Annotated in this window: 19 protein-coding genes; 4 read left to right on the top strand and 15 right to left on the bottom strand. The window is 44.2% G+C overall.

Translation table 11 applies throughout. The annotated features are described in order from the left end of the window. Window positions 1–2: 2 nt before the first annotated feature. The 3 genes from B8983_RS09200 to B8983_RS09190 form a co-directional block, all read right to left on the bottom strand. The gene (locus B8983_RS09200) at window positions 3–905 is read right to left on the bottom strand and encodes a carbohydrate ABC transporter permease (RefSeq protein WP_234986985.1); all 903 of its coding nucleotides are present in this window, start codon (window positions 903–905) and stop codon (window positions 3–5) included. Window positions 906–913: 8 nt separating this feature from the next. Continuing rightward, complete coding sequence (locus B8983_RS09195) at window positions 914–2,245, bottom strand: ABC transporter substrate-binding protein (RefSeq protein ID WP_084283858.1); 1,332 nt, start codon at window positions 2,243–2,245, stop codon at window positions 914–916. Between the two features lie 148 nt (window positions 2,246–2,393). Beyond that, complete coding sequence (locus tag B8983_RS09190; protein WP_084283857.1) at window positions 2,394–3,044, bottom strand: TetR/AcrR family transcriptional regulator; 651 nt, start codon at window positions 3,042–3,044, stop codon at window positions 2,394–2,396. A gap of 102 nt (window positions 3,045–3,146) precedes the next feature. Between B8983_RS09190 and B8983_RS09185 the strand changes: the two genes are divergently transcribed. Beyond that, window positions 3,147–3,458: an NIPSNAP family protein gene (locus B8983_RS09185; protein WP_084283856.1), complete on the top strand. Its 312-nt coding sequence runs from the start codon at window positions 3,147–3,149 to the stop codon at window positions 3,456–3,458. A 94-nt stretch (window positions 3,459–3,552) separates the two neighbouring features. On the opposite strand, the gene B8983_RS09180 is transcribed toward B8983_RS09185, so the two are convergent. The 9 genes from B8983_RS09180 to B8983_RS09140 form a co-directional block, all read right to left on the bottom strand. After that, window positions 3,553–6,186: a sensor domain-containing protein gene (locus tag B8983_RS09180; protein ID WP_159460875.1), complete on the bottom strand. Its 2,634-nt coding sequence runs from the start codon at window positions 6,184–6,186 to the stop codon at window positions 3,553–3,555. 133 nt (window positions 6,187–6,319) lie between these two features. Beyond that, a complete protein-coding gene (locus tag B8983_RS09175; protein ID WP_084283854.1) occupies window positions 6,320–7,204 on the bottom strand; it encodes a transporter substrate-binding domain-containing protein in 885 nt (294 codons plus the stop codon). A gap of 96 nt (window positions 7,205–7,300) precedes the next feature. Continuing rightward, window positions 7,301–8,962 (bottom strand): CocE/NonD family hydrolase, encoded by a 1,662-nt coding sequence (locus B8983_RS09170; RefSeq protein WP_084283853.1) that lies wholly within the window; start codon window positions 8,960–8,962, stop codon window positions 7,301–7,303. Between the two features lie 79 nt (window positions 8,963–9,041). Continuing rightward, on the bottom strand, window positions 9,042–10,022 hold the full coding sequence (locus B8983_RS09165) for a Bug family tripartite tricarboxylate transporter substrate binding protein (protein WP_159460874.1): 981 nt from the start codon (window positions 10,020–10,022) through the stop codon (window positions 9,042–9,044). Between the two features lie 56 nt (window positions 10,023–10,078). Next, window positions 10,079–11,086 carry a Bug family tripartite tricarboxylate transporter substrate binding protein gene (locus tag B8983_RS09160; protein WP_084283851.1) on the bottom strand — a complete coding sequence of 336 codons (1,008 nt, stop codon included), beginning with the start codon at window positions 11,084–11,086 and terminating at the stop codon, window positions 10,079–10,081. Window positions 11,087–11,219: 133 nt separating this feature from the next. Next, a complete protein-coding gene (locus tag B8983_RS09155) occupies window positions 11,220–12,899 on the bottom strand; it encodes a thiamine pyrophosphate-binding protein (RefSeq protein ID WP_234986983.1) in 1,680 nt (559 codons plus the stop codon). 158 nt (window positions 12,900–13,057) lie between these two features. After that, window positions 13,058–13,657, bottom strand: a complete 600-nt coding sequence (locus B8983_RS09150; RefSeq protein WP_084283849.1) for a thiamine pyrophosphate-dependent enzyme — start codon at window positions 13,655–13,657, stop codon at window positions 13,058–13,060. After that, window positions 13,654–14,193 (bottom strand): phosphonopyruvate decarboxylase, encoded by a 540-nt coding sequence (locus B8983_RS09145; RefSeq protein ID WP_234986981.1) that lies wholly within the window; start codon window positions 14,191–14,193, stop codon window positions 13,654–13,656. Before B8983_RS09145 ends, B8983_RS09150 begins: the two co-directional genes overlap by 4 nt. 53 nt (window positions 14,194–14,246) lie before the next feature. Continuing rightward, window positions 14,247–15,491 carry an acyl-CoA dehydrogenase family protein gene (locus B8983_RS09140; protein WP_084283848.1) on the bottom strand — a complete coding sequence of 415 codons (1,245 nt, stop codon included), beginning with the start codon at window positions 15,489–15,491 and terminating at the stop codon, window positions 14,247–14,249. Between the two features lie 266 nt (window positions 15,492–15,757). Between B8983_RS09140 and B8983_RS09135 the strand changes: the two genes are divergently transcribed. The 3 genes from B8983_RS09135 to B8983_RS09125 are packed head-to-tail and all read left to right on the top strand — an operon-like array spanning window position 15,758 to window position 17,997. Continuing rightward, window positions 15,758–16,195: a VOC family protein gene (locus tag B8983_RS09135; protein ID WP_084283847.1), complete on the top strand. Its 438-nt coding sequence runs from the start codon at window positions 15,758–15,760 to the stop codon at window positions 16,193–16,195. A gap of 47 nt (window positions 16,196–16,242) precedes the next feature. Next, entirely contained in the window at window positions 16,243–16,998 is a 756-nt protein-coding gene (locus B8983_RS09130; RefSeq protein WP_159460873.1) for a GntR family transcriptional regulator, read from the top strand. Window positions 16,999–17,007: 9 nt separating this feature from the next. Then, window positions 17,008–17,997 carry a tripartite tricarboxylate transporter substrate binding protein gene (locus B8983_RS09125; RefSeq protein ID WP_084283845.1) on the top strand — a complete coding sequence of 330 codons (990 nt, stop codon included), beginning with the start codon at window positions 17,008–17,010 and terminating at the stop codon, window positions 17,995–17,997. 77 nt (window positions 17,998–18,074) lie between these two features. On the opposite strand, the gene B8983_RS09120 is transcribed toward B8983_RS09125, so the two are convergent. The 3 genes from B8983_RS09120 to B8983_RS09110 form a co-directional block, all read right to left on the bottom strand. Further along, window positions 18,075–18,851, bottom strand: coding sequence for a short-chain dehydrogenase/reductase (locus tag B8983_RS09120; RefSeq protein WP_084283844.1), 777 nt, complete (start codon window positions 18,849–18,851; stop codon window positions 18,075–18,077). Between the two features lie 133 nt (window positions 18,852–18,984). Further along, complete coding sequence (locus B8983_RS09115; RefSeq protein ID WP_084283843.1) at window positions 18,985–19,866, bottom strand: alpha/beta fold hydrolase; 882 nt, start codon at window positions 19,864–19,866, stop codon at window positions 18,985–18,987. A gap of 14 nt (window positions 19,867–19,880) precedes the next feature. Continuing rightward, complete coding sequence (locus tag B8983_RS09110) at window positions 19,881–21,056, bottom strand: CaiB/BaiF CoA transferase family protein (RefSeq protein ID WP_084283842.1); 1,176 nt, start codon at window positions 21,054–21,056, stop codon at window positions 19,881–19,883. Window position 21,057 lies beyond the last annotated feature (1 nt).

Below are 21,057 nucleotides of genomic sequence, written 5' to 3'. Positions count from 1 at the left end.
GATTAAATTTTCTTACCTAAAGTTTTAATAATAAAAAATGCGAGTAAAAAAGTCGCGACCGCTAACAGGTACGATAGTGCCGCACCCAAGCCAAAGGAGAGTTTACGGAAGGTTTCTACGTAAATTTCCCAGGATAATACGTGGGAAGCGTCGGCCGGACCGCCCTCCGTCAAAATAAAAAACAAATCAAAATGTCGCACGGCCATCATGACTTCATAAATCATGACCAAGGTAAAGCCTGGCTTGAGTGAGGGTAAGGTAATATGCCAGAATCGTTGCCAAATATTGGCCCCGTCTACTTTAGCCGCAGAATATAAGTCCTCTGGAATGGACTTTAAGGTCACCAGTAAGAGAATCGTAGCCAGCGGGACCTCTTTCCAAACAAAGGCATTGGCAATCAAAGCCAAGGTTTTGTCGGTATCTCCAAGCCAAATCAGATAGTGATTGATTAACCCCAGTTGCAGCAGAGCGCCATTGAGTGCCCCATAACCCGAATCATAAATCCATTTCCACATTAAACCATTGGCTACATAGGGAATCGCCCATGGAATCAATAAAATCGTCGAAAGGAATTTTTTGCCGGCAAAATTCTCATTCAGTAAGAGCGCAATCAGCATGGCAAACAGCATGATGGCGAACACGGCCATCACCGTAAAACTAGCCGTTCTGGACACGCTATCCCAAAATGAGGCATCACTCAACACATGCACGTAATTATCAAACCAAACAAAAGGTACAGACCTAGGTCGGCGCAGCTTTAAATCAAAGAAGCTAATCCACAAGGAATAAACGACTGGAAAAACCGCCACCGACATCAGTACAAACATCATCGGTGCGATAAACCACATCGCACTTCGTTGATCGTGGCGATTCACCTTCATGCCCCCACCTAAGCCATTACTCATCTGAACGCTTAAGCTTTCTTGACCAAGTCAGTCCAGACTGCGGCTGATTTAGTAAGAGCGCTTTCCACGGAGATTTTTCCTAAGACTGCAGACTGGTAAAGAGAACCATTTTCTTCATCCCACTCACCAAACCAAGGAGCAATCGTATCTTTTTTCTTGGCAAACTTTTGCGCAGATTCGTAGATCTTAATATCGGTGTAGGCATTGACTGAAGCAATCACATCTGGGTCTTTAAATAGCGAATTCACGCCAAAACCGCTGCCTAAGTCATTCAAGAGATTCTTTTGGAAGGTATATTTACCCTCGGCTTTACCGCCAAACCATTCGATGAGCTTGACTGCATTGGCTTCACGCGTTTTGTCCGCCACCGCTTGCGTGGTTAAACCATAAAAACGTAACCAACCTACCGTTGCATTGGAGCCCTTAGGGCCGGCTGGCATCAAGGCCTGTTTCACCTGACCAGCAATGGCTGATTGCTTAGGGTCATTGAGCGTGCGAATTCGATAACGCGCCAATAAAGCGAAGGCATGATTGCCTGAACTGAAGGATTTCAAACCGTTTAATTCACCAATTTCAACGCAAGCGGGTGAAATAATTTTATGTTTTTGTACCGCATCGACCACCCACTGGAGTGCCTGGGCAGCTCCTTTTTGCGGATCTTGCATCACGGCTTTACCGGAGTCATCCACAAAGCGTCCACCAAATGAATAATTCATCGCGGTGATAAATTCAATCAGCCAACTCTCTTTGGCCATCGACAGCATAAACGGATACTCGCAAATGCCTGCCGCTTTAATTTTTAAACACTGTTCAGTGACTTCACTCCAAGTTTTGGGGGGCGCAGTGATGCCGGCTTTTTTTAATTTCGCATCATCATAGAAAAATCCCATATAGTCGGTGTAATAGGTCAAACCATATTGCTTGCCTTTATATTCCATCGACTTGACACAGAAATCCGCAGTATCCGCGTTGTATTTCATCAGTTCTGGGTACTTATTAATCGGCGCTAACCAGCCTGACTCCACCCACTCTGGCAACCAGGCATCAGACACCCACAACACATCGACGGGCGCTTTACCAACAAACTTGGCAATGCCTGCATCACGATATTGTGCCCATGGGGAGTTACTGTAATTCACTCCCACATTAAATTTTTTCTCGAAGGCATTCGCGTGGCTCTTGACCGTATCAACTGCAGCCGACCATGTGTAGAAATTTACCTGGTCTGCAGCCATCGCATTCAAGTTCATGCCGGCAAGTCCTGTGCCCGCCAAACCCGCCACGGATGTCATCTTTAGAAACTCACGACGATTTAATTCAAGTTTAGTATTGTTGTTCATTTTTATCCTTAAATACAAAAGTTTGGTTCAATAAAAGCCACACATTTTCAAAACATCTATTTAACTTCAAGTCTCACACCTAATTTACATCGTCAACTGACGATTTGTAAATAGGAATTTCCCCTTAATGGTGATTCTTCTGGAAATATCACGCTTGTGGGACTAAAAATGCCGAGAATCCCGCTATGAAAATTTTTACATGGGCATCGATGACGGTATTGACCTCGACCGAGCGACGATGATCATAAATATGGCTACGAATAGCCAAGTGCGAAATGGAACCATGTAACACCCAACCAATCTCTTGTAGGAGAGGTTCTTGATGAAGGGGTAATGATACTTTTTTCTCTAAAGCAACTTCGGTCACAATCAGTTCTACGAGTTGGGTAACAAACTCGGAAATAAACTGTGGCGCCACCATCCCCTCTTCTAAGGACGTAAATAAAAAGAAGCGGAGCCACTTTCTAGTCAGAATCGTATCGTAATACTCCCGATAGAAATTGATTAATCGATGTTCAATACCGATACTCTGATCCGTTAAAAGTCCAAACCAACTGGTTTTAATCGGACCAGAAATCTCTGATTCATAGACGGCGCTGAGCAAGGCAGCCTTATTCGGGAAGAGGCTATACAGTAAACGCTGGGAGACCCCGCAATAATCCGCTAAGGCTCTGGTCTTGGCCGAGGGGCCGTATTCCGAAAAAAAATCATAGGCTTTGTTTAAGACCAAGGTGCGCCTGAGGTCTTTGGGTAAACGTGGCGTGGTTTTTCTTTTTTTAGCGGGGCTGGTCTGCGTCATAAAATGGAATCGTCAATGAACCTACTCAACTAATGATACTTTATACCGATCACTGGTTATGTTTTAATGAATGCATGACAAATACACTAAAAGGAGAAACAGATGATTTATGAGTTAAGAACCTATCAAGTTCAAGCAGGCAAAGCACCCGAATTTCTAAAAATCTATGAAGCAAATGGCGTGGGCATTATCACCAAATATGCCCAACTGATTGGCACTTGGAATAAAGAGTCTGGCGTGCTTAATTCCATTGTGTTTTTATGGGCTTATGAAAGCTTTGGGGAGCGCACTAACCAAAGAGCTAAATTAGCTGCGGATCAGGATTGGCAAGCGTTTGTACCGACGATCCTACCGTATCTGGTGCACCAAGAAAGTATCTTCTTAAATCCTGTGAATTTTTCACCGCTGAAGTAATAGCGAGGCAATAGGCCTACTGCACGCAACATCACAATCGAGGGGTGTCAGAGGATTTTTCCAGCGATTGTGATGCTAGCTTTAGCATTGCTGCTTAAGCAATGAAGTCATTAAACGGTACCGGTTTCCCAAACAGATAACCTTGGTAGAGATAACAGCCTTTTTCTAACAAGAATTGAAGCTGTGATTGATTCTCAACCCCTTCGGCTACTACTTCTAATTTCAAGGACTGACAGATGGCCACAATCGCCGAGACGATGGCCGCATCATTCACATCAGTACTAATATCTCGTACAAAAGATTTATCAATTTTGACTTGGCTAATCGGTAGTATTTTTAAATAGGACAATGAGGAAAAGCCGGTACCAAAATCATCCAAAGCAAACTCAACGCCCAACTGCCTTAACTCATTCATTTTCGGAATGACTTCTTCTAATTTTTCAATAATCGAACTTTCTGTCAATTCGAGTTTGATCAATTTTGGATCTACCCGATAGCGTTCAATGAGATTCTTAATATTCTGCACAAAGGATGGTTGCAAAAACTGACGAGCGCTAATATTGATCGACAGCTTCAGATGTCTCGCATGCTCCATCATCTGCCATTTTTTTAAATACTGTAAAGCTTGCTCAATCACCCAGTCACCGATTGGCAAAATTAAGGCACTACTTTCGGCCAAGGGAATAAAGTCATTTGGCATCACCGGAGTTTCTTCACCATTGAGAAACCAGCGCAACAATACTTCACCACCCACCAGATTGCCGCCATGATCTACTAGCGGTTGACAATACAAGCGCAGTTGATTTTTTTCAATCGCACCTCGCAGAGCTGATTCCATGGAAGATCTCTCATGAATGGCTTCTTGCATCTTGGGATCAAAAAATTTGTAATTATTGCGGCCGTCATTTTTTGCTTGATATAAGGCCAAGTCAGCTTGTTTAATCAATGTTTCTGTGGATAAATCAGCGCCTTTAAACAGCGTCAAACCAAAGCTACAGGTCATATAGTAGTAAGGTTTGTTCGGCTCGAGTGGATAAGGCTGTGAAATTTCTTGAATCAGTTTATTCGCAATCTTCTTCGCCTCGATTAAGGCCTTATTGACATTTGAGCCAAGATGTTCAGCGATCACAATAAACTCATCACCGCCAATCCTGGAGACCACATCAATTTCACGCATACACGCGCTAAGGCGACTTGCCACCATCGTCAGCAATAAATCTCCCAAATCATGACCCAAGGTATCGTTTAAGCTTTTGAAGTCATCCAAGTCCAGCATCATCAACACTACATACTGATTGTCTCGTTTACTCGTGATGAGTGCTTGACGCAAGCGATCTTGTAACATGCGTCGATTCGGCAAACTGGTCAGCGCATCATAGTAGGCCAACTTATGAATATTTTCTTCATCAACCTTTTTCTGAGTAATATCTACACAAAAACTCATGACCAAATTATTGGGCAAACTCATGGTTTTTAACTGCATCATCAATTTAGCATCCGTCGCAGTAATAAAAATCAGCTCTTCAATATCTTTTTTATTATTAATAATATTTTTAAACTGAATCACAAAATCTGACTTATCTTCGGCAGCGGTCAAGGCACCGATTGAATATCCCACTAAATTTTGCTTTTCTTGACCGAGTAGCATGCATAGTGAAGGGTTTACTTCGACAATGTTGTAGTTGTGATCCACCACCAAAATGCCCTCGGGTGCATGATCAATATAAGCTCGGTAGCGCTCTTCACTCTCTCGCAAATCATTTTCTAACACTATTCTTCGCGATATTTCATCGGCTAATAGGGTATTGGCATCATATAGAGCATTGATATTTTTACTTGAAATCTCCACATTGGTCTCGAGTTCCAAGGTCTTTTTCCGCATTTGGAAATACGTCAGTAAACCAATGATCAAAATAATGGGGACTAAAGAAGCGATATATAAAAAGACATTCGAAGATAGTTTGCTAAAGATTCGATCTGAAGTCACTATCGTGATTAATTTAAAGTATTCACCATCAATGCTATTTTTTAAGAGATATAGTGAGCCAGTATCTTGTGGGGTAAAAATAGAACCAATTAAAAAGTTGTATTCCTTTTTAAAAGGGATTAATTTTTCATTCGGTAAGATGGCGACGCGATTCTCAGCTTGTTGCACAATGTCATCGCCCACTTTAAATAAGCGTTGATTCGAATTAAAGATAAAGAATTGATGTAACTCTGGATCCTTTTGGTCGACTTGCAGGGGTTTAAATAATAAATTTAAACTCGCTACCGTAATCACTCGCCCTTTACTTAAGCCGCGATAGGTCACTGGTGCTTGAAAGATTAAGGTTTTGTTGGTGCCATCAATTTGAAAACTATTCGAAAAGTTATGTGCCAAATGAGAAAAATCAGTCGTAGAACCATTCGTTTTAGTATCAACTAAAACCTGTTCATGCTCATCCAAAAAGACAATGCGTTGATAGATTGGCTCATCAAACCACTTTAAATTCGTAATTTTTTTATCAAAACTACTTTTAATCGAAAATAAATTAACATTGAGTCCATACTCTAAAGACATCCCTAGAGATTGATTGACTAAGAAATTTTCTATTTCATTGCCGGTGGCAATCGTTTCAACAAGACTTTTTTGCTCCTCCAAAAAGTTCGCCAAAATGGTAGAAGTATGTTTTGTCTCGATATAAAAGCGCTCTTCGGCAACGCTTTTTAGTTTTTCCTGCGATTGCACAGAATAAACTAATAGGAAAACGATGTAAACGAAGAGGAAGATGAAAAAAAGATAAAAGAGGGAACGTCTTTTCCGAAAAAAAGACCTTAACTCAAGAAAATTGAACTTTTCTAACCCCATTTAAACGAATTGCTTAATTTTTCGCAAAAAACACAGGGAAGTAGTTTCTGATACCAGGATAGTACTTATCCACCAACCCATCATAAGTACCATCTGCTTTAATTTTCTTTAAGTACACATTAAATTCATCTTTTAAGCGCGGTGCATCTTTCGGAAACGCTGTAGCTAATACTTGGTGTTCAGAAACAGGTCCTAATACTTTGAATTTACCGGCCCATTTTTTTAGATCCAACATCAGATCAGGTAAGTCGAGTAGGGATAAATCGGCGTCTTTATTTAACAAGGCCGGAACCATTTCGTTAATATTGGCACTTTTTACATAAGGATGTAGGTTGTATCCCGTGCCTTTTAAACCATAATTAGCAGGATCGAGACAAGTTCTCTCCATGACTAATAAGGACTGTTTACCAATCAATTTTTTGGTTTCAAGTACGTCGTTTGCTAAATTCTTGGAGGGTTGGATTGGCTTGATAGTGCTGTCAGATCTTGCAATCAACACGACCTGGGAAGGGAATGTCGGCTCAGAAAACAATAAAATTTGCTCACGCCAAGGCAAGTAAGTAAACCCTGTGGAAATGACATCCCCTTTGACGGGGAAGTTTCCTTCTAAAACGGCTTGGCCATTATTAATGGACACACTTTTGCCCAATAAGTCTTTCACGACCGAGTAAAAATCGGTATAGACCAAGACATATTTCACACCAAGATGTTTTGCAAAGCCCTGCATGAGCTCAACATCAAAACCATCGCCAGCGCCTGTAACAAAATTTGCATAAGGAATTCCAAGGTGTCTAATTTCACCTTTGGCTTTAATTTCTTGCAAATCTGCGGCACTTGCTTGCCAGCAAAGCAAGCCAATGAGGAGAGATAAAATCCATCTAAAATGTGCCAGTTTCATGTGAATTGTCTTTTTAAAATAAGTAGTTACAGATATAAAATATCATACTCTTTTTAAAACTACTTTTCTCATTTTAAAACGCTACAAAATCAATTATTACCCAATTAAAGGCATCAATAAATAACTCTGATACTCTCCTCCCGTAAAGATTGTCCCGGCACCACCAAACTCGTCAATCGGTCGATCTTGCGGATCATTATGCAAAATGCGGCCTTGGGGGTTGAGGTTAAAGTCCCGTCCCATGATAGTGATGGCGAGTTGATAGCCCTTTGGAAACACTAGGCTCGTCGGCAAAATTTCGATATCCAACTCATAGACTTGATGAGGTACCAACTTTTGGCTTTCGTCATGGCAATGATATGGCAAGTACTCGCGTGATCGATCCAGGTCCAATTTGCGATGCGAGGCGCGCAACCACCCACAAGCAACTGGCACCACTTCGTGTGCACCAATAAAGTGCACCTCCACCCCTTGGGGATCAAAACATCGTAAGACGGCGAACACATCTAAATCGGTCGTGGCTGAACTAACAAACAGTTTCAATTTCACATTACCGGTAAATTCGGCCTCCTGCGGCAAAGGTGTCGACTTAAAAGTCACTCCATCACCGAGGCAATCATAGGTAATACGACCATCCGTTGGGATGGCAGAAGAACTGAGCGTAAGAGCATTACTATCGAGGTACCACTTTTGCCACTGCGTTCCTGGGATCGGCCAATCGCTGGTTTTACGCAGAACGGCCGTACCATCGACCCGACGAATGGCTAACTGCACACGAGGTTCTGTTGGCCAACCATTCTCTTCCCCTCTTAGATAATGATTAAAGAAACGTTTTTGAATCGCCACATAATGCGGTAAATAAAAACTTTCGTAATGCGTACCAATATGCGCAAACAGCCATTTTTCGGCGGATCCACTGCCAGAGTATCCACAAAAATTTCCCCGTAAATGAATCCCTGCACCACCCCAATTCGCGGCACTTAATAGCGGTACGGTGATTCGTTCTAACTTGGCGGTATGATCACTAAACCACGCATCCCATAAAAACCGCTTAGCAATCTCGGCCGGATAATCGGCGCGATTGCCCTTTAATTGCTCCACAGGTAAGGGCTCCCCGGTGGTGATTCCTTGCGTTTGACGATCGATATGGGTGGTCTGACCATTGCCATGCTGATTCACTAAAATTTGCCTAGGCCACCACGCTTGGGTAAATGAATTACTTAAAATTCCACCGTGCCGCAGTAAATCCCGGTAATGATCGACGGCGCCTTCCCAAGGAATCATAGCGGCAAGATGAGGCGGTTGGAGGGCGGCCACTTGCCATTGCTTAATCGCTAAATAAGAAATGCCGGATAAGCCGACTTTGCCATTACTCCAAGATTGCACGCCAGCCCATTCAATCGCTTCATAGTAGTCTTGCGTTTCACGCGGCGAATACAAGTCAAGATACCCAGGCGACATGCCACTCCCGCGACTATCCACGACCACCAATACAAAACCATCCGGCACCCACCGCTCTGGGTCAGGTACCTCCCAACGCAAATATTCTCCCGAAGAATCCCCTTGATCAATCTCGGGATACACGGCTTTTAACTTTTGCCACTGCGGATGAAAGCCATCCTCAAAATGAACATCTTTGCCATAAACACCGAAGGACATAATGACGGGATAATGACCTGCCACAGGCGGACGAAAGACATTACACATTAAGTGTGATCCATCGGACATTGGAATTGGGGTATTTTTTTCGACAATCACAAATTACTCACTTCGTTGTTAATAGATGAAAACACGGGTAATACCAAGCACCGCAGTCAGATGGGCGGCGCTGGAGAACTTATTGTGGCTTGAGGCCAATGGTGGGGATTAACTTTTTATACATTTCGTATTCCAACTTGAGGCGTTGCTCATAGGCTTTGGTATCTAATTCGGGGCTTGGTGCGCCACCTTGCTTGATCATTTTTTCTCTGACCTCAGGCATTTTCATCGCCTCCACAATCAATTGATGCAGTTTTTGCACCTGCCCTGCCGGTACATTACTAGGTCCTACTACGCCAATGGTAATTTCTGACTCCGCCTCTGGATATCCAAGTTCCCGCACCGTTGGGACGTCCGGTAAAGCAGCGCTTCGAACTCGGCCAGTATTGGCAATGGCCAAGGCCCGGCCTCCTTGAAACAGGGGCAGTGCTGAGGGCATCAGATACACTTCATATTGCACATCACCAGACCACAAGCCTGTATAGGAGTCAGCGATGGTCCGATAAGGTACATGAATCGTTTTCAGGCCCATACTGCGGTTCACAATCTCGGCCGACAAATGGGAGGCCGTACCATCTCCTAGCGAACCATAGTTCAACTCATCTGGTCTTTTTTTAACGAGGTCGATCAGATCCTTCATGTTTTTGACGTTATTTTTGAGAGAAGTAACGACGATATTCGGGATCACCGTGAGTTGCGCGATGGGGGTGAAATCATTGATGGGATGATAGGCCGGTTTGGCTTGCAATAAGGGCGCAACTATATGGGCCGTGGCGGCAATACCAATGGTATAGCCATCCGGAGCCGCATTGGCGAGAGCGGTAGCACCGATAATCCCACCAGCCCCTGCACGATTGTCCACTACCACCTGCTGGCGCGTAATTTCACTCAGCCCTTGCGCGAGTGCCCGACCAATTGCGTCCACCCCAGAACCCGCGGGCGTGGTAATGATTAAACGGATCGGTTTATCTGGGAAATTTTGAGCCTCTACTTGTGAGCTAAAGGCACACAAGCCAAAAAAAATGGCAGGGAATATCGACGTCAACGACTTGCAGATCATGCTAGTTGTACCCCATCCATTTTTTGCTCCCCTCTTCATCAAAAAATCCGACCAACTTATTTGGCTGACGCTCCGACTTTCATCGCCTTGACCGTCTTCTCCCAACGCATCAAATCACGTTGGACATTCTCAGTCGTTTGCTCTAAGCTACCACCGACCGTAATAAAGTCATTTTGATCCAATTTATCTTGCACCTCTTTGGTCGCAATGGCCTGACTAATGGCTTGATTCATTTTTTGTAGAATTTCTTTGGGCGTCTTTACTGGGGCAAACACACCGACCCATAAATCGTCCTTAATCTCTGGATAACCTTGTTCCGCAAAAGTCGGTGCCTCAGGCATCGAAGGTAAGCGTTTATCACTCGAAACGGCAACCACCTTGACCTTCCCTTGTTTCATGAACTGCGAAACCCCGGCTACTGCGCCACAAAAAATGGGCGTCTCACCACTCACAGAAGCAATCAAAGCGGGGCCAGAACCTTTATACGGAATATGCGTGACATCCGATTTCCAATATTGACGGAACAAATTATCGCAAGTTAAATTGGGTGGTGTCCCATTGCCAGCGGTGGCGTACGATAAATTATTCTTAACAGCTAATTCTTTGAGATCACTTAAATTCTTTGCTGGCACTTTTTCATTGACCACCACACTCATCGGTTGCGTCGCTGGAATAGAAACTGGCGCAAAATCTTTGTCAGGCGAGTAACCGGCATTAGCGCCCATCGTCAACGGATTGACAATAAAGGACGGCGAAGTGACTAAATAGGTATAGCCATCGGCCGCAGCATTTGCCACGTATTGGGTACCAATACTGGCACCAGCGCCCGGTTTATTTTCGACAAACACGGACACTTTTAAAATGCTCGTTAAACTTTGGGCAAGAATTCGTGCAGCGATATCAGTTGACCCTCCTGGGGCAAAAGCAACCACTAATCGAATCGGTTTATTGGGAAAATCATTCGCAGACTGGGCCATCGCAACAGGGCCACAAGTCAGACTGAGGGTCAGCAAGCTCAAACATTGAACAGCGAGTTTATTTTTAATCATTTTTGCAGCAAACATGATGTCTCCTTACATGATTGGATGAAAATATCTTCTACTTTTTCTACTGTTTACAAATTCCTCACTACCAAATGGCATCACCAATTCACCAATCATTGATCAGCGCACTGGTGAATACCATCATTGCGCTTTGCTATGACGGCATCCAAGCCATTTGCGCTTGATAAGCAAACTCTGTTTTTACATCAATCACTGCTGGCAAGTTGCTAGCGAGTGCCGCGGCAAAAGCAGCCTTAAAGTCTTCAGGTCTTTCCACGGTAATACCGAAACAATCAAAAGATTGCGCAACTTTTGCAAAATCAGTTTCACGATAGACATAACACTCTGATTTACGCCCATCTTCCTCACGGTGTGAGTAAGCAATATTGAGATTTTTAACACCCTGTGATAAACAATGGTTGTTATTGACGATCGTAATAGTATTTAAACCCCAACGACGGGCGGTCTCTAATTCCGGGAGGTGATAAGCAAATCCGCCATCGCCCGTGAAGCAAACCACAGTCCGCTCTGGGGCGGCTGCTTTAGCACCAATGGCTGCCGGGAAGGACCAACCGAGAGAACCCGCTGCGCGCATAAAGGTTTGATTACGATGATGTAACTCCACCAAATTTCCACTCCACAACGCAGAGTAACCGGTATCCGCCACTAAAATTGCATCTTCAGGTAACACTTCGGTGAGTAATCTACAGAGACGTTGAGGGCGCATTGGTACTTCATCACGCGTGAGTTCAGGCAATTGTTCTTGCCACCAATCATCCACTAATTTCTTCGAACTGGCTAACCATTCGCCTCGCTCTACTCTAGTGGCAGCAGCTGTTAAAGCCTCTAGCCCTTTACCCACATCGGACAAAATGCCGATCGTATTGGGGTAATTCCGACCGAGCTCGACGGGGTCAATATCGATTTGAATAATAGGAGTACCTGACTTCGGCAGCTTCCAACCACCGGTTGTATGATCACTCGTATTACTACCGACATAGATCACGAGATCTGCCTGATCAATCATGCGGTTCGTGCAAGTTCTACCATACAAGCCAGCCATCCCTCTAAATAAGGTATCGCCCTCCACCATGGTGGATTTAGCATCAAGTGTAGTTGTAATCGGTGCTTGAATTTTCTCGCCAAAGGCGCGCAAGGCTTCGTCCGCACCAGCAATCACGACCCCACGATCACCAATAATTACAGGTTGTTTTGATTTAGCAATCGCAGCCACCGCTTGGGCAATGACAGCTGGATCAGGCGCTGGTCTAAACGCTGGGAAACGGGTATGTACTTGATCGACATCGATGGGGAAGTCTGCCTCATGCGGTGTGATGGCATCTCCCGTAAAACCGGCAATGTCCAAGTGCACAGGACGGGGAGCCCCGGTCGTTGCTTCTCTAAAGGCTTGACGAATTAAGTGTGGCATTTGTTCAATCACTTCCATTTGCGCATGGAATTTTGTGACTGGGGTAAATAAAGGACCGTGCTCTACTTCTTGATACGAATTACGATATTGCATCGCTGCTACATGACGGCCAGTCATCGCAATCACCGGTGAGTATCCTAAGTAAGGGTCTTGCAAGGAGGCGGCTAAATTTGCAGCCCCCACAGACTGGGCAAAACATAAACCAGGCTTACCAGAAATCCGCGCATAACCATCGGCCATATAACCAACACCTTTTTCGGAATGACCTAGGATTCTTTTAATCTTGGTATCTTCCATCTCGGCTAGCGCACGTCGCAAGACAGCGTCCATAAAAAACACGTGGGTTACGCCGTAGGCTTCTAACAGGCGCGCAAAGTAAGTCGCACCATTCATTTTGCTTGTCAATTCAGTCTCCTAATTATTGAATAATTTATTTATAGTAATTGATGGATATATCTTACTTCATCCACTGCTAGCCGATGCAAAAACCGCCTAGGCCCAGACGTGATGAAGCCCCAACGGCTGCTGGGGTTCACCTAAGGGGCAAGCTGCCCATGGAATTTTTAGAACGGCTCGAAGCCTAGATGTTGACGAAAGCGATTCTTAATATACGTACCATCTCTTGGTGGCAAGGCTTTCGGATAGTCAACCGCTTCAATAAAGATATTCGCTAAACCGCAACTATTTTTAGCATTCACTTGGTCAGCGATTTGACCAACGAGTGCAGGATCTCGCACAGAAAGAGTCCAATCAAAATTACAAGCACTCGCCACCCCTGTTAATTCAACCCCTAAAGAGGTATGACTGCGTTGCATACCGGTTTCTGCATAGTGTCCATTATCTAAGACCACAATGGTGAGATTCTTCGGCTTTTGTGCGCCAACGGCAGCTAAACTTCCCAGCCCCATCAACATTTCTCCATCGCCAGTAATAACTAATACTGGCTTTTGTGGTTGAGCGATGGCAATCCCTAGGCCCATTGCTACTGCTGCGCCCATGGCTCCCCACAGATAAAAATTCTGCGGACGATCTCCTGCCGCAAAGACATCATAGGACGGTGAACCTAAACCCGTCACGATTAATGCCTCTGGGCATAAGTCGACCAACTCTTTTACAAACTCCCTACGATTGATGGTGCCATGTTGATAGTTATTTTGATTCATTTGGCATCCCATTTTTTGCGTCCAATCAGACTTTGTGATAGCAAAACTGCAACTGCGTCTCCCCCTACGAATGCTGCGTCAAACCCAGCACTTACTACATCCGGTACACTTTGTGGCGTATCTGCTCTTAACACATTCACCCCCATCATTTCAAAGGCTTGTTGCGTAGCGCTGCCCATCGGAGTTTGCCATTGATTAAACTCAGCCCACTCCCCACGCATCGTCACTAAACAGAAGAAAGGAAATTGGCAATTTTTAATCAGTGACAACATATTCACACAATTACCAACACCACTACTTTGCATTAATAACACGGCACGCTTACCGCCTAACCAAGAGCCACAGACAACGGCCACACCATCTTCCTCGGTCGTCACTGGCACAGGTGTCATGACCTCATCTGCCCAAGCTTTTTTAATGACTTGCGAATGACCTGCATCGGGCACATAGACGAGTTGGTCGACGCCCCCGCGTTTGAAAATATCAAAGATTTCATCTTTCCAAGAATGTTGCAAGGTTTGCTCTATGACGTCCACTATGAATCCTTCTTTTAATATCGTGCTTTTTTAGTAAAGTATCTGCTTAGCGATTACATGGTTGGGCTTTTAAATTCACCGCCTAAAGTGACTAACCCAAAGGGAATCAGTTGGGCATCTAAATTAAACACCATATGTCCAGCGGAAGCGTGGGCATCTCGAAAACGGCGTTCAAATTGGTATTTTTCATAAACGCCATTGGCGCCTAATAGCTCATGCAACAAATCCACTGCTTCATTGGCCATTTTCATCGCCATCGCTGAATTGCGTTTGTATTTCAACTTGGTCGGAATATCAAACACCACATTATTCTTATAAGCCAATTCGGCTTCGATGGTATTACCCGTTAACCATTGATAGGCTGCGTCAATCTTGCCATCGGCAATCGCAATTTTCATTTGCAGCGTCGGAATATCGGCCATCTTAGCACCGGTATACGTGGTATTTTTTGATTTAATCCAATCAGTCGTCTCTGTCAGCATCATGCGAGCGTTCGCAATCATCGCACCGGCAATACCGTTGCCACCCACCGAACTCGTAGGTACTTTAAACATGGAGTTTTGATGTACTCTAAAACCGGGAAATTCATGCTTTGGATCACGTAAATTCATCGAGATAATGCGGTGCGCAGGTACAAACACATTTTCACATTTGACACTTCTACTACCAGTGCCGCACATCCCCATCGTTTGCCAATCATCAATGATTTCATATTCATGCCGTGGGACTAAGCAGACACACCAATCCACCACCTTATCCTCTTCTTTCACCAAGCAGGACAGCATATTCCATTCACAAATATCGACGCCTGACGAAAAGCCCCAATAGCCTGAGAGTAATAAGCCACCATCTACTTTTTCGCCTTTACCTTGCACATAAGCCACACCCGAGGCAATCAGTGCGTTCGGGTCTTCACCCCAAATATCTTCTTGAGCTTGCATGGGCCACTGTGCCAATTGGCGGTTGTGGGAAGCCACATTCGCAAACACCCAGCCTGTAGATGGACAGCCCAAACCTAATAAATAAGGCACCTCCATAAAGGCTCTAAAGTCGACTTCCATCCCACCCCACAACTTGGGTTGTTGATACCGAAAGAGTCCGCTTTCATGTAATTTATTCACGACCGCAGGGGTTAAATGGGTTTGCTTTTCGTTAGCAGCTGCTTCAGACGCTAAAAAAGGAATTAACTCTTTAGCGCGCTCAATCATCTCATCGTAGGAAACATCAGCAAAGGATTTTTTCTTATAGGGATGATTTGCGATATTTTCTGCTTGATTCAATAGCTCTGGAGCATTCATGATGTGTCACTTATGATTGAAATGAAAGTGGATTCATCTTATTTTCTATCTTTTTAATTGTCAATACAATTCAACTTAAAGAATTCCCATCTTTCCTGAAATTCTTTTTTAAAAACTATAAATCATTGATACATATAGGAATTAAAATATATGAAATCTTCTAGGTACTTTCCTTATTGCATTAATTATCATAATGATATAGTCTAAATTCGTTAGAATTTTAATACTCTGCCCCCACCAATAAGACCTACAACAAAGGAGACTCTATGGCTATCCAAGGATTTGCTCACATCAATGTTAGTACTTCAGATCTCGAAAGATCGAGACGTTTTTATGCAGAAATCTTAGGTTTACAAGATGGCTATCGACCTCAATTTGGCAGGAATGGGGCTTGGATGTATTTAGGCGATCAACCGATTGTGCATATTTCCACTTCCAGAAGTCCTGTTCCGCCCACGGGCAAAACAGATGCGTTTGATCATTTTGCCTTGTGGACCAAGGATATTGAACATTATCGAAATTTATTAAAAACACACGGAATCAAATTTGCTGAGTTTGGTGTCCCTGAAACATTCCAATACCAATTATTTTTTAAAGATCCAGACGGTACGGAAATTGAATTAATTTTTAGTGGTGAAGAAGCCCTTTTAGCTACCCAAGCGAAAGATGCAAAAATGGATGGTAGTTTTGGTCGAGATAATTAATTGAAGATGAAGTGGAACGCTATGTGTAGTCCAAGATGGTTGGTCGAATGAAGTCTCTCCCCTTACATTTGCAAATCTCCAATGACATCCGACAAAAAATCCTCGACGGGATTTACCCCTTAGGCACTCGGTTGCCGACTGAGGAAGAACTTTGTATTACTTATAAGGCCAGTCGGCCAACTCTCCGGCAAGCGCTCACCACGCTCTCCCAAGAGGGGCTAATTATGCGTAGACCTCGCACTGGTTCGACCGTGCTGGCGACGCAACCACAAACAGTGTTGTCGCATAGCGTGCATACCGTGAATGAACTATTAGACTATCCGGGCACCATGGTGCGCGAAATTTTAGATATGTCGTATATCAAAGCAGATCAAGCTCTGGCGGATCAAATCCATTGCCCCGTACACATGGGTTGGTTTCGGATCGTTTCGCTTAGGTTTCAGAATCAATCGACCGTCCCCCTTTGTTTAACCACCTATTACATCTTGCCCAAATATGCTGGCGTGGTGAAACATAAGAAGCACTTGACGATTCCGATTAGTGAACAAATTGTCGAGATGTTTGATGAGGTGATTCAACGGGCGAAAGTTGAAATTTATTCAGAGCAAGTTCCCAAAGAGTATATCAAGCCATTATTGGTCAAAGAACACACCTCAGCACTGGTGGTGATGCGGTCTTATATAGGCATCGATCAAGAAGTCTTTCAAGTCACCACTAGTCATCATCCCGATGAGCGTTATCGATATAGCTTTGAGTTGATTCGTGAACAAAAAAATATTACAGCACGACCTAAAAAATCCTAAAGGAGACCTATGCAAGTATGCCAATTTAAAACCATTAAGTACGCGCTACTATTGGCATTGAGTAGTTGCCTGAGTGTGTCAGTCACCGCGCAAGAAAAATATCCCAGTAAGACCATCACCATTATTAACCCCAATCTACCAGGTGGATTCGTGGATAACGTGGCCAGAAATTTGGCCGTAATTTTGCAAAAAAACTTGAAACAAACGGTGATTATCGTTAATAAACCTGGGGCGAATGGCGCCATTGGTCATGCTGCGGTCGCCAACGCTAGCCCAGATGGCTACACCCTATTAATAACTTCCCCGTCTTTGGTAACGCAACCAGCGATTGATGCGCTGTACAACAGAACCCCCATTTATACGCTGAATAAGCTCATCCCGATTTCGCAGATTACTTCTGATCCAGCCATTATTTTGGCCAACCCAGAATCGAATATCAAAACCATGCAGGATCTCGTCAAAGCGGCCGGTAAATCACCTGGCAACATTGCCATTGCTTCCTCAGGCACCTACGGCGCAACCCACTTACCAATGGCGATGATTGAAAATGTTTCGGGAGTAAAGTTTAAGCATATCCCGACCGGTGGTGGAGCGGGTGCGATGACCTTAGCGCTGGGTGGGCATGTGCAAGCCCTCGCCTCGGCCCCTAGTGTTGCTCACCCTCAATCCCAAGCTGGCAAGATGGTGGCTTTGGCGCAGACTGGCAGTAAACGTCTACCGCCCTACATGGACTTACCAACCCTGAAAGAATCCAATATCAATGTCGAGTACACCCTTTGGACGACCATCTTTGCCCCTGCAGAAACACCGGAGCCGATCGTGAGACAACTCACGCAAGCCTTGCGGGAAAGTGTGCGGGACGAGCAATTTAAGACGGCGCTATTTAAGGGCAACTCAACGCTGGATTATCTAGATGGGGATGCCATGAACCAGTTTTGGAAAATGGAAATTAAGAAACTACAAGATACTGTGCAGCAAATTGGTAAAACTGACGAATAAGCGCTCGCTGAGGGATTGCTTCTAGCAGAACCTTCTCCAACGCTAGTAAAGCGTTAGAGAAGAGGACTTACCAGTGATTAAACTGGTGCAAACATTTGACCACCATCCACGTTGATGACGGAACCACTGAGGTAACCGCATAAAGGTGATGAGCAGAATACAGTTAAATTCGCAATTTCATCCGGCTCAGTCATTCTACCGAATGGTAATTTTGAAGTTAACTCAGTCCATCTAGACTCATCGCCTAGCTTGTTCTTCGCATTATTTTTCATCATTACTTCCATACGATCACTGCGTGTCGGTGATGGATTAATACCGAATACACGTACGCCATGCTTGTGACTGGTTGCACCAACACCTTGTGTAAAGGCCATTAATGCAGCATTTGCAGTAACACCACAAATATATTCTGCTCTTGGTGCTGCGCCTGCCATACCAATGATGTTGCCGATGATGCCACTACCTTGTTTTTCCATCGCTGCTAAATACACTCTTGTTAAATTAATATAACCGAAGAGTTTTAATTCCCAAGCTTGACGCCATCTGTCTTCTTGAATATCAGCGAGTGTGCCGCCAGGAATCGCACCAGCATTATTAATTAAAATATCAACGTTACCAACTTTTGCGAATAAAGCTTCAGCAGACTGTGGCGCACCTAAATCGAGTTCAACGGTTTGGCAAGCAACGTTATAAGTTGATTCAATCAATGCTTTACCTTTTGCCAAATTCGCTGCATCTCTTGACACCAAAATTGGGAGCGCGCCTTCTGCTGCATAGGCTGCTGCCACTGCGAGTCCGATACCCTTAGAGCCACCAGTCACTAAAACTTTCTTTCCTTTTAATTGCAAATCCATGTTGATACCTTTCAGTAAGTTAAATCAATAAAACAATGACACCTTTTTCCAAATATTGGATCGAAGTATGGTTAAAAAAATGAGACGAACGGACGCCACTCTGGATACATCAAACCAAAGTGACGCTCTACGTTTATTTAAAGCCGAGAATTCCTGTTGCCTGTGAGCGTGGATCTCTGAGGGACCATCTGCCAGAGAGTACCTTTAAATAAAACTCACTCAAGGTGCTATTAAACAAATCAGGATCTTCAATGTTGTTGGTATGACCTGCATTCGGGAACACCACTAAACCAGCGCTTGGAATATTTCTCTTCATCAATAGAGCGGGCTCTAGACAAGGATCATCCTCATCACCAGTAATAATTAAAGCTGGCACCTGAATCGTTTTCATGCCATCAATCAATTCCCACAATGAAGGACGCATTTTTTGTACGCCACGCAGGGTATTGGCAGAGCCGGCTACAGGGTGCTCCGACATGGCATTGACAAACTCTGCAAAACCGCGAGGATCTTTATTTTGGAATTGAACACGTGTCGGTCCGATGGTATATTTTTTACCACCTTCCACACTACCCAAGTCTTCAAATAATTTTGCAGCCGCTTCCACTTCTGCATGAAAACCTGTTTTCTTCTCAGGTTGAGCGCCATAACCACAGCCAGCGATGACCAAGGATAGAGCACGCTCCGGATGATGGATACCAATGTGTAAAGTGGCAAAGCCACCCATGGATAAACCCACAATATGGGCTTTTTCAATCTGCAAGTGGTCTAAAACAGCCAACACATCCTTCATCGCCCGTTCTTGACTATACATCGTCGTATCTGTCGGTACGTCAGATGGCAAGTAGCCTCTAGCAGAAAAAGTGATGCATCGAAAGTATCTTGAAAAGAAACGCATTTGCGGTTCCCAGCTACGATAATCAGCCGCAAATTCATGCACAAAAATCAGAGGCTGTCCACTACCAGACTCTTCATAATATAAATTCACGCCATCATCAGTTTTGGCAAAAGCCATTTTCAATCTCCTTTTTAAATTATTTTTTTAGTTTTAAATTCTTGAATTTGATTTTCAGAATAACATAATTCACGCAAGATCTCTTCAGAGTGTTCACCGAGTTCGGGCGCAGAATGAGTGATTTTCGCCGGCGTTCTAGAAAGCTTAACGGCTTGGTTGACGAGCCGAATCTTACCGACTTTAGGGTGCACGACTTCCACCGAGGCGTTTTGCGAAATCACCTGAGGATCACTAAAGACCTCTGACATGTCATAAATGGGGCCGGTTGGAACACCTGCCTGATTGAGCAACTCCACCCAATACGCTTTGGGTTGTGATTTTAAAATCGGAATCAGAATTTGATTTAATTCATCACGGTGTGCAACCCGCATCGCTTCAGACTTAAAGCGCTCATCAGTCGCGAGCTCGGCGATACCCATGGCCTCACATAATGCCACCCACATCGGTTCACCAGTCGCCGCCACGTTAATATAACCATCGCTACTTTGATAGCAAGAAGTTGGCATACTCGTCGGGTGGTCATTCCCCACTTGTTTGGGAATTTCGCCTGCCATTAAATATCTAGCAGCTTGGAAGTCCATCATGGCAATCCCAGCTTGAATCAGTGAACTCTGTACCCACTGCCCCTCACCAGAAACTTCCCGCTCAAGTAATGCCGTCATCGCACCGCAAGCAGCAATATAGCCAGCCGTAATATCTGTAATCGCCACGCCAGCTCGCATCGGTCCACCTTTCGGGTCGCCTGTGACCGACATGATGCCACTCATCCCCTGTGAGATTTGATCAAACATCGGCCGCTTCACATAAGGTCCATCTTGGCCAAAGCCAGAAATAGAAACCAAAATAATCCGCTTATTCAAGGCTTTTAGCTTTTCATAATCAATGCCTAGTCGCACTTTGACATCAGGTCGAAAATTTTCGACGACAATGTCAGCCGTTTTGACGAGTGCATAAAAAATTTCTAAGCCTTCCTTCTGTTTCAGATCAAGGGTTAATGATTTTTTATTCCGATGTAAATTTTGCATATCTGGGCCATGGCGAGCGCCACTGAACTGGCTAGCATCGCCCATGCCTTCGGACATTTCAATTTTGATCACATCCGCGCCAAAATCAGCAAATTGTTTTACACAAGTGGGTCCTGCTCTAGCTCTAGTTAAATCAAGAACTTTAAATTTTGAAAGTGCTGTCATA

Origin of the sequence: Polynucleobacter kasalickyi, assembly GCF_900176405.1 — a bacterium.
Classification (GTDB): domain Bacteria; phylum Pseudomonadota; class Gammaproteobacteria; order Burkholderiales; family Burkholderiaceae; genus Polynucleobacter; species Polynucleobacter kasalickyi.
Note: the sequence above shows the minus strand (reverse complement) of the source record. Positions and strands in the feature narration are given on the sequence as shown.

Coding starts and splice junctions, on each gene's coding strand:
- B8983_RS09200 (WP_234986985.1), bottom strand. CDS start 905: ATGAGTAATGGCTTAGGTGGGGGCATGAAGGTGAATCGCCACGATCAA.
- B8983_RS09195 (WP_084283858.1), bottom strand. CDS start 2,245: ATGAACAACAATACTAAACTTGAATTAAATCGTCGTGAGTTTCTAAAG.
- B8983_RS09190 (WP_084283857.1), bottom strand. CDS start 3,044: ATGACGCAGACCAGCCCCGCTAAAAAAAGAAAAACCACGCCACGTTTA.
- B8983_RS09185 (WP_084283856.1), top strand. CDS start 3,147: ATGATTTATGAGTTAAGAACCTATCAAGTTCAAGCAGGCAAAGCACCC.
- B8983_RS09175 (WP_084283854.1), bottom strand. CDS start 7,204: ATGAAACTGGCACATTTTAGATGGATTTTATCTCTCCTCATTGGCTTG.
- B8983_RS09165 (WP_159460874.1), bottom strand. CDS start 10,022: ATGATCTGCAAGTCGTTGACGTCGATATTCCCTGCCATTTTTTTTGGC.
- B8983_RS09160 (WP_084283851.1), bottom strand. CDS start 11,086: ATGTTTGCTGCAAAAATGATTAAAAATAAACTCGCTGTTCAATGTTTG.
- B8983_RS09150 (WP_084283849.1), bottom strand. CDS start 13,657: ATGAATCAAAATAACTATCAACATGGCACCATCAATCGTAGGGAGTTT.
- B8983_RS09140 (WP_084283848.1), bottom strand. CDS start 15,491: ATGAATGCTCCAGAGCTATTGAATCAAGCAGAAAATATCGCAAATCAT.
- B8983_RS09135 (WP_084283847.1), top strand. CDS start 15,758: ATGGCTATCCAAGGATTTGCTCACATCAATGTTAGTACTTCAGATCTC.
- B8983_RS09130 (WP_159460873.1), top strand. CDS start 16,243: ATGAAGTCTCTCCCCTTACATTTGCAAATCTCCAATGACATCCGACAA.
- B8983_RS09125 (WP_084283845.1), top strand. CDS start 17,008: ATGCAAGTATGCCAATTTAAAACCATTAAGTACGCGCTACTATTGGCA.
- B8983_RS09120 (WP_084283844.1), bottom strand. CDS start 18,851: ATGGATTTGCAATTAAAAGGAAAGAAAGTTTTAGTGACTGGTGGCTCT.
- B8983_RS09115 (WP_084283843.1), bottom strand. CDS start 19,866: ATGGCTTTTGCCAAAACTGATGATGGCGTGAATTTATATTATGAAGAG.
- B8983_RS09110 (WP_084283842.1), bottom strand. CDS start 21,056: ATGACAGCACTTTCAAAATTTAAAGTTCTTGATTTAACTAGAGCTAGA.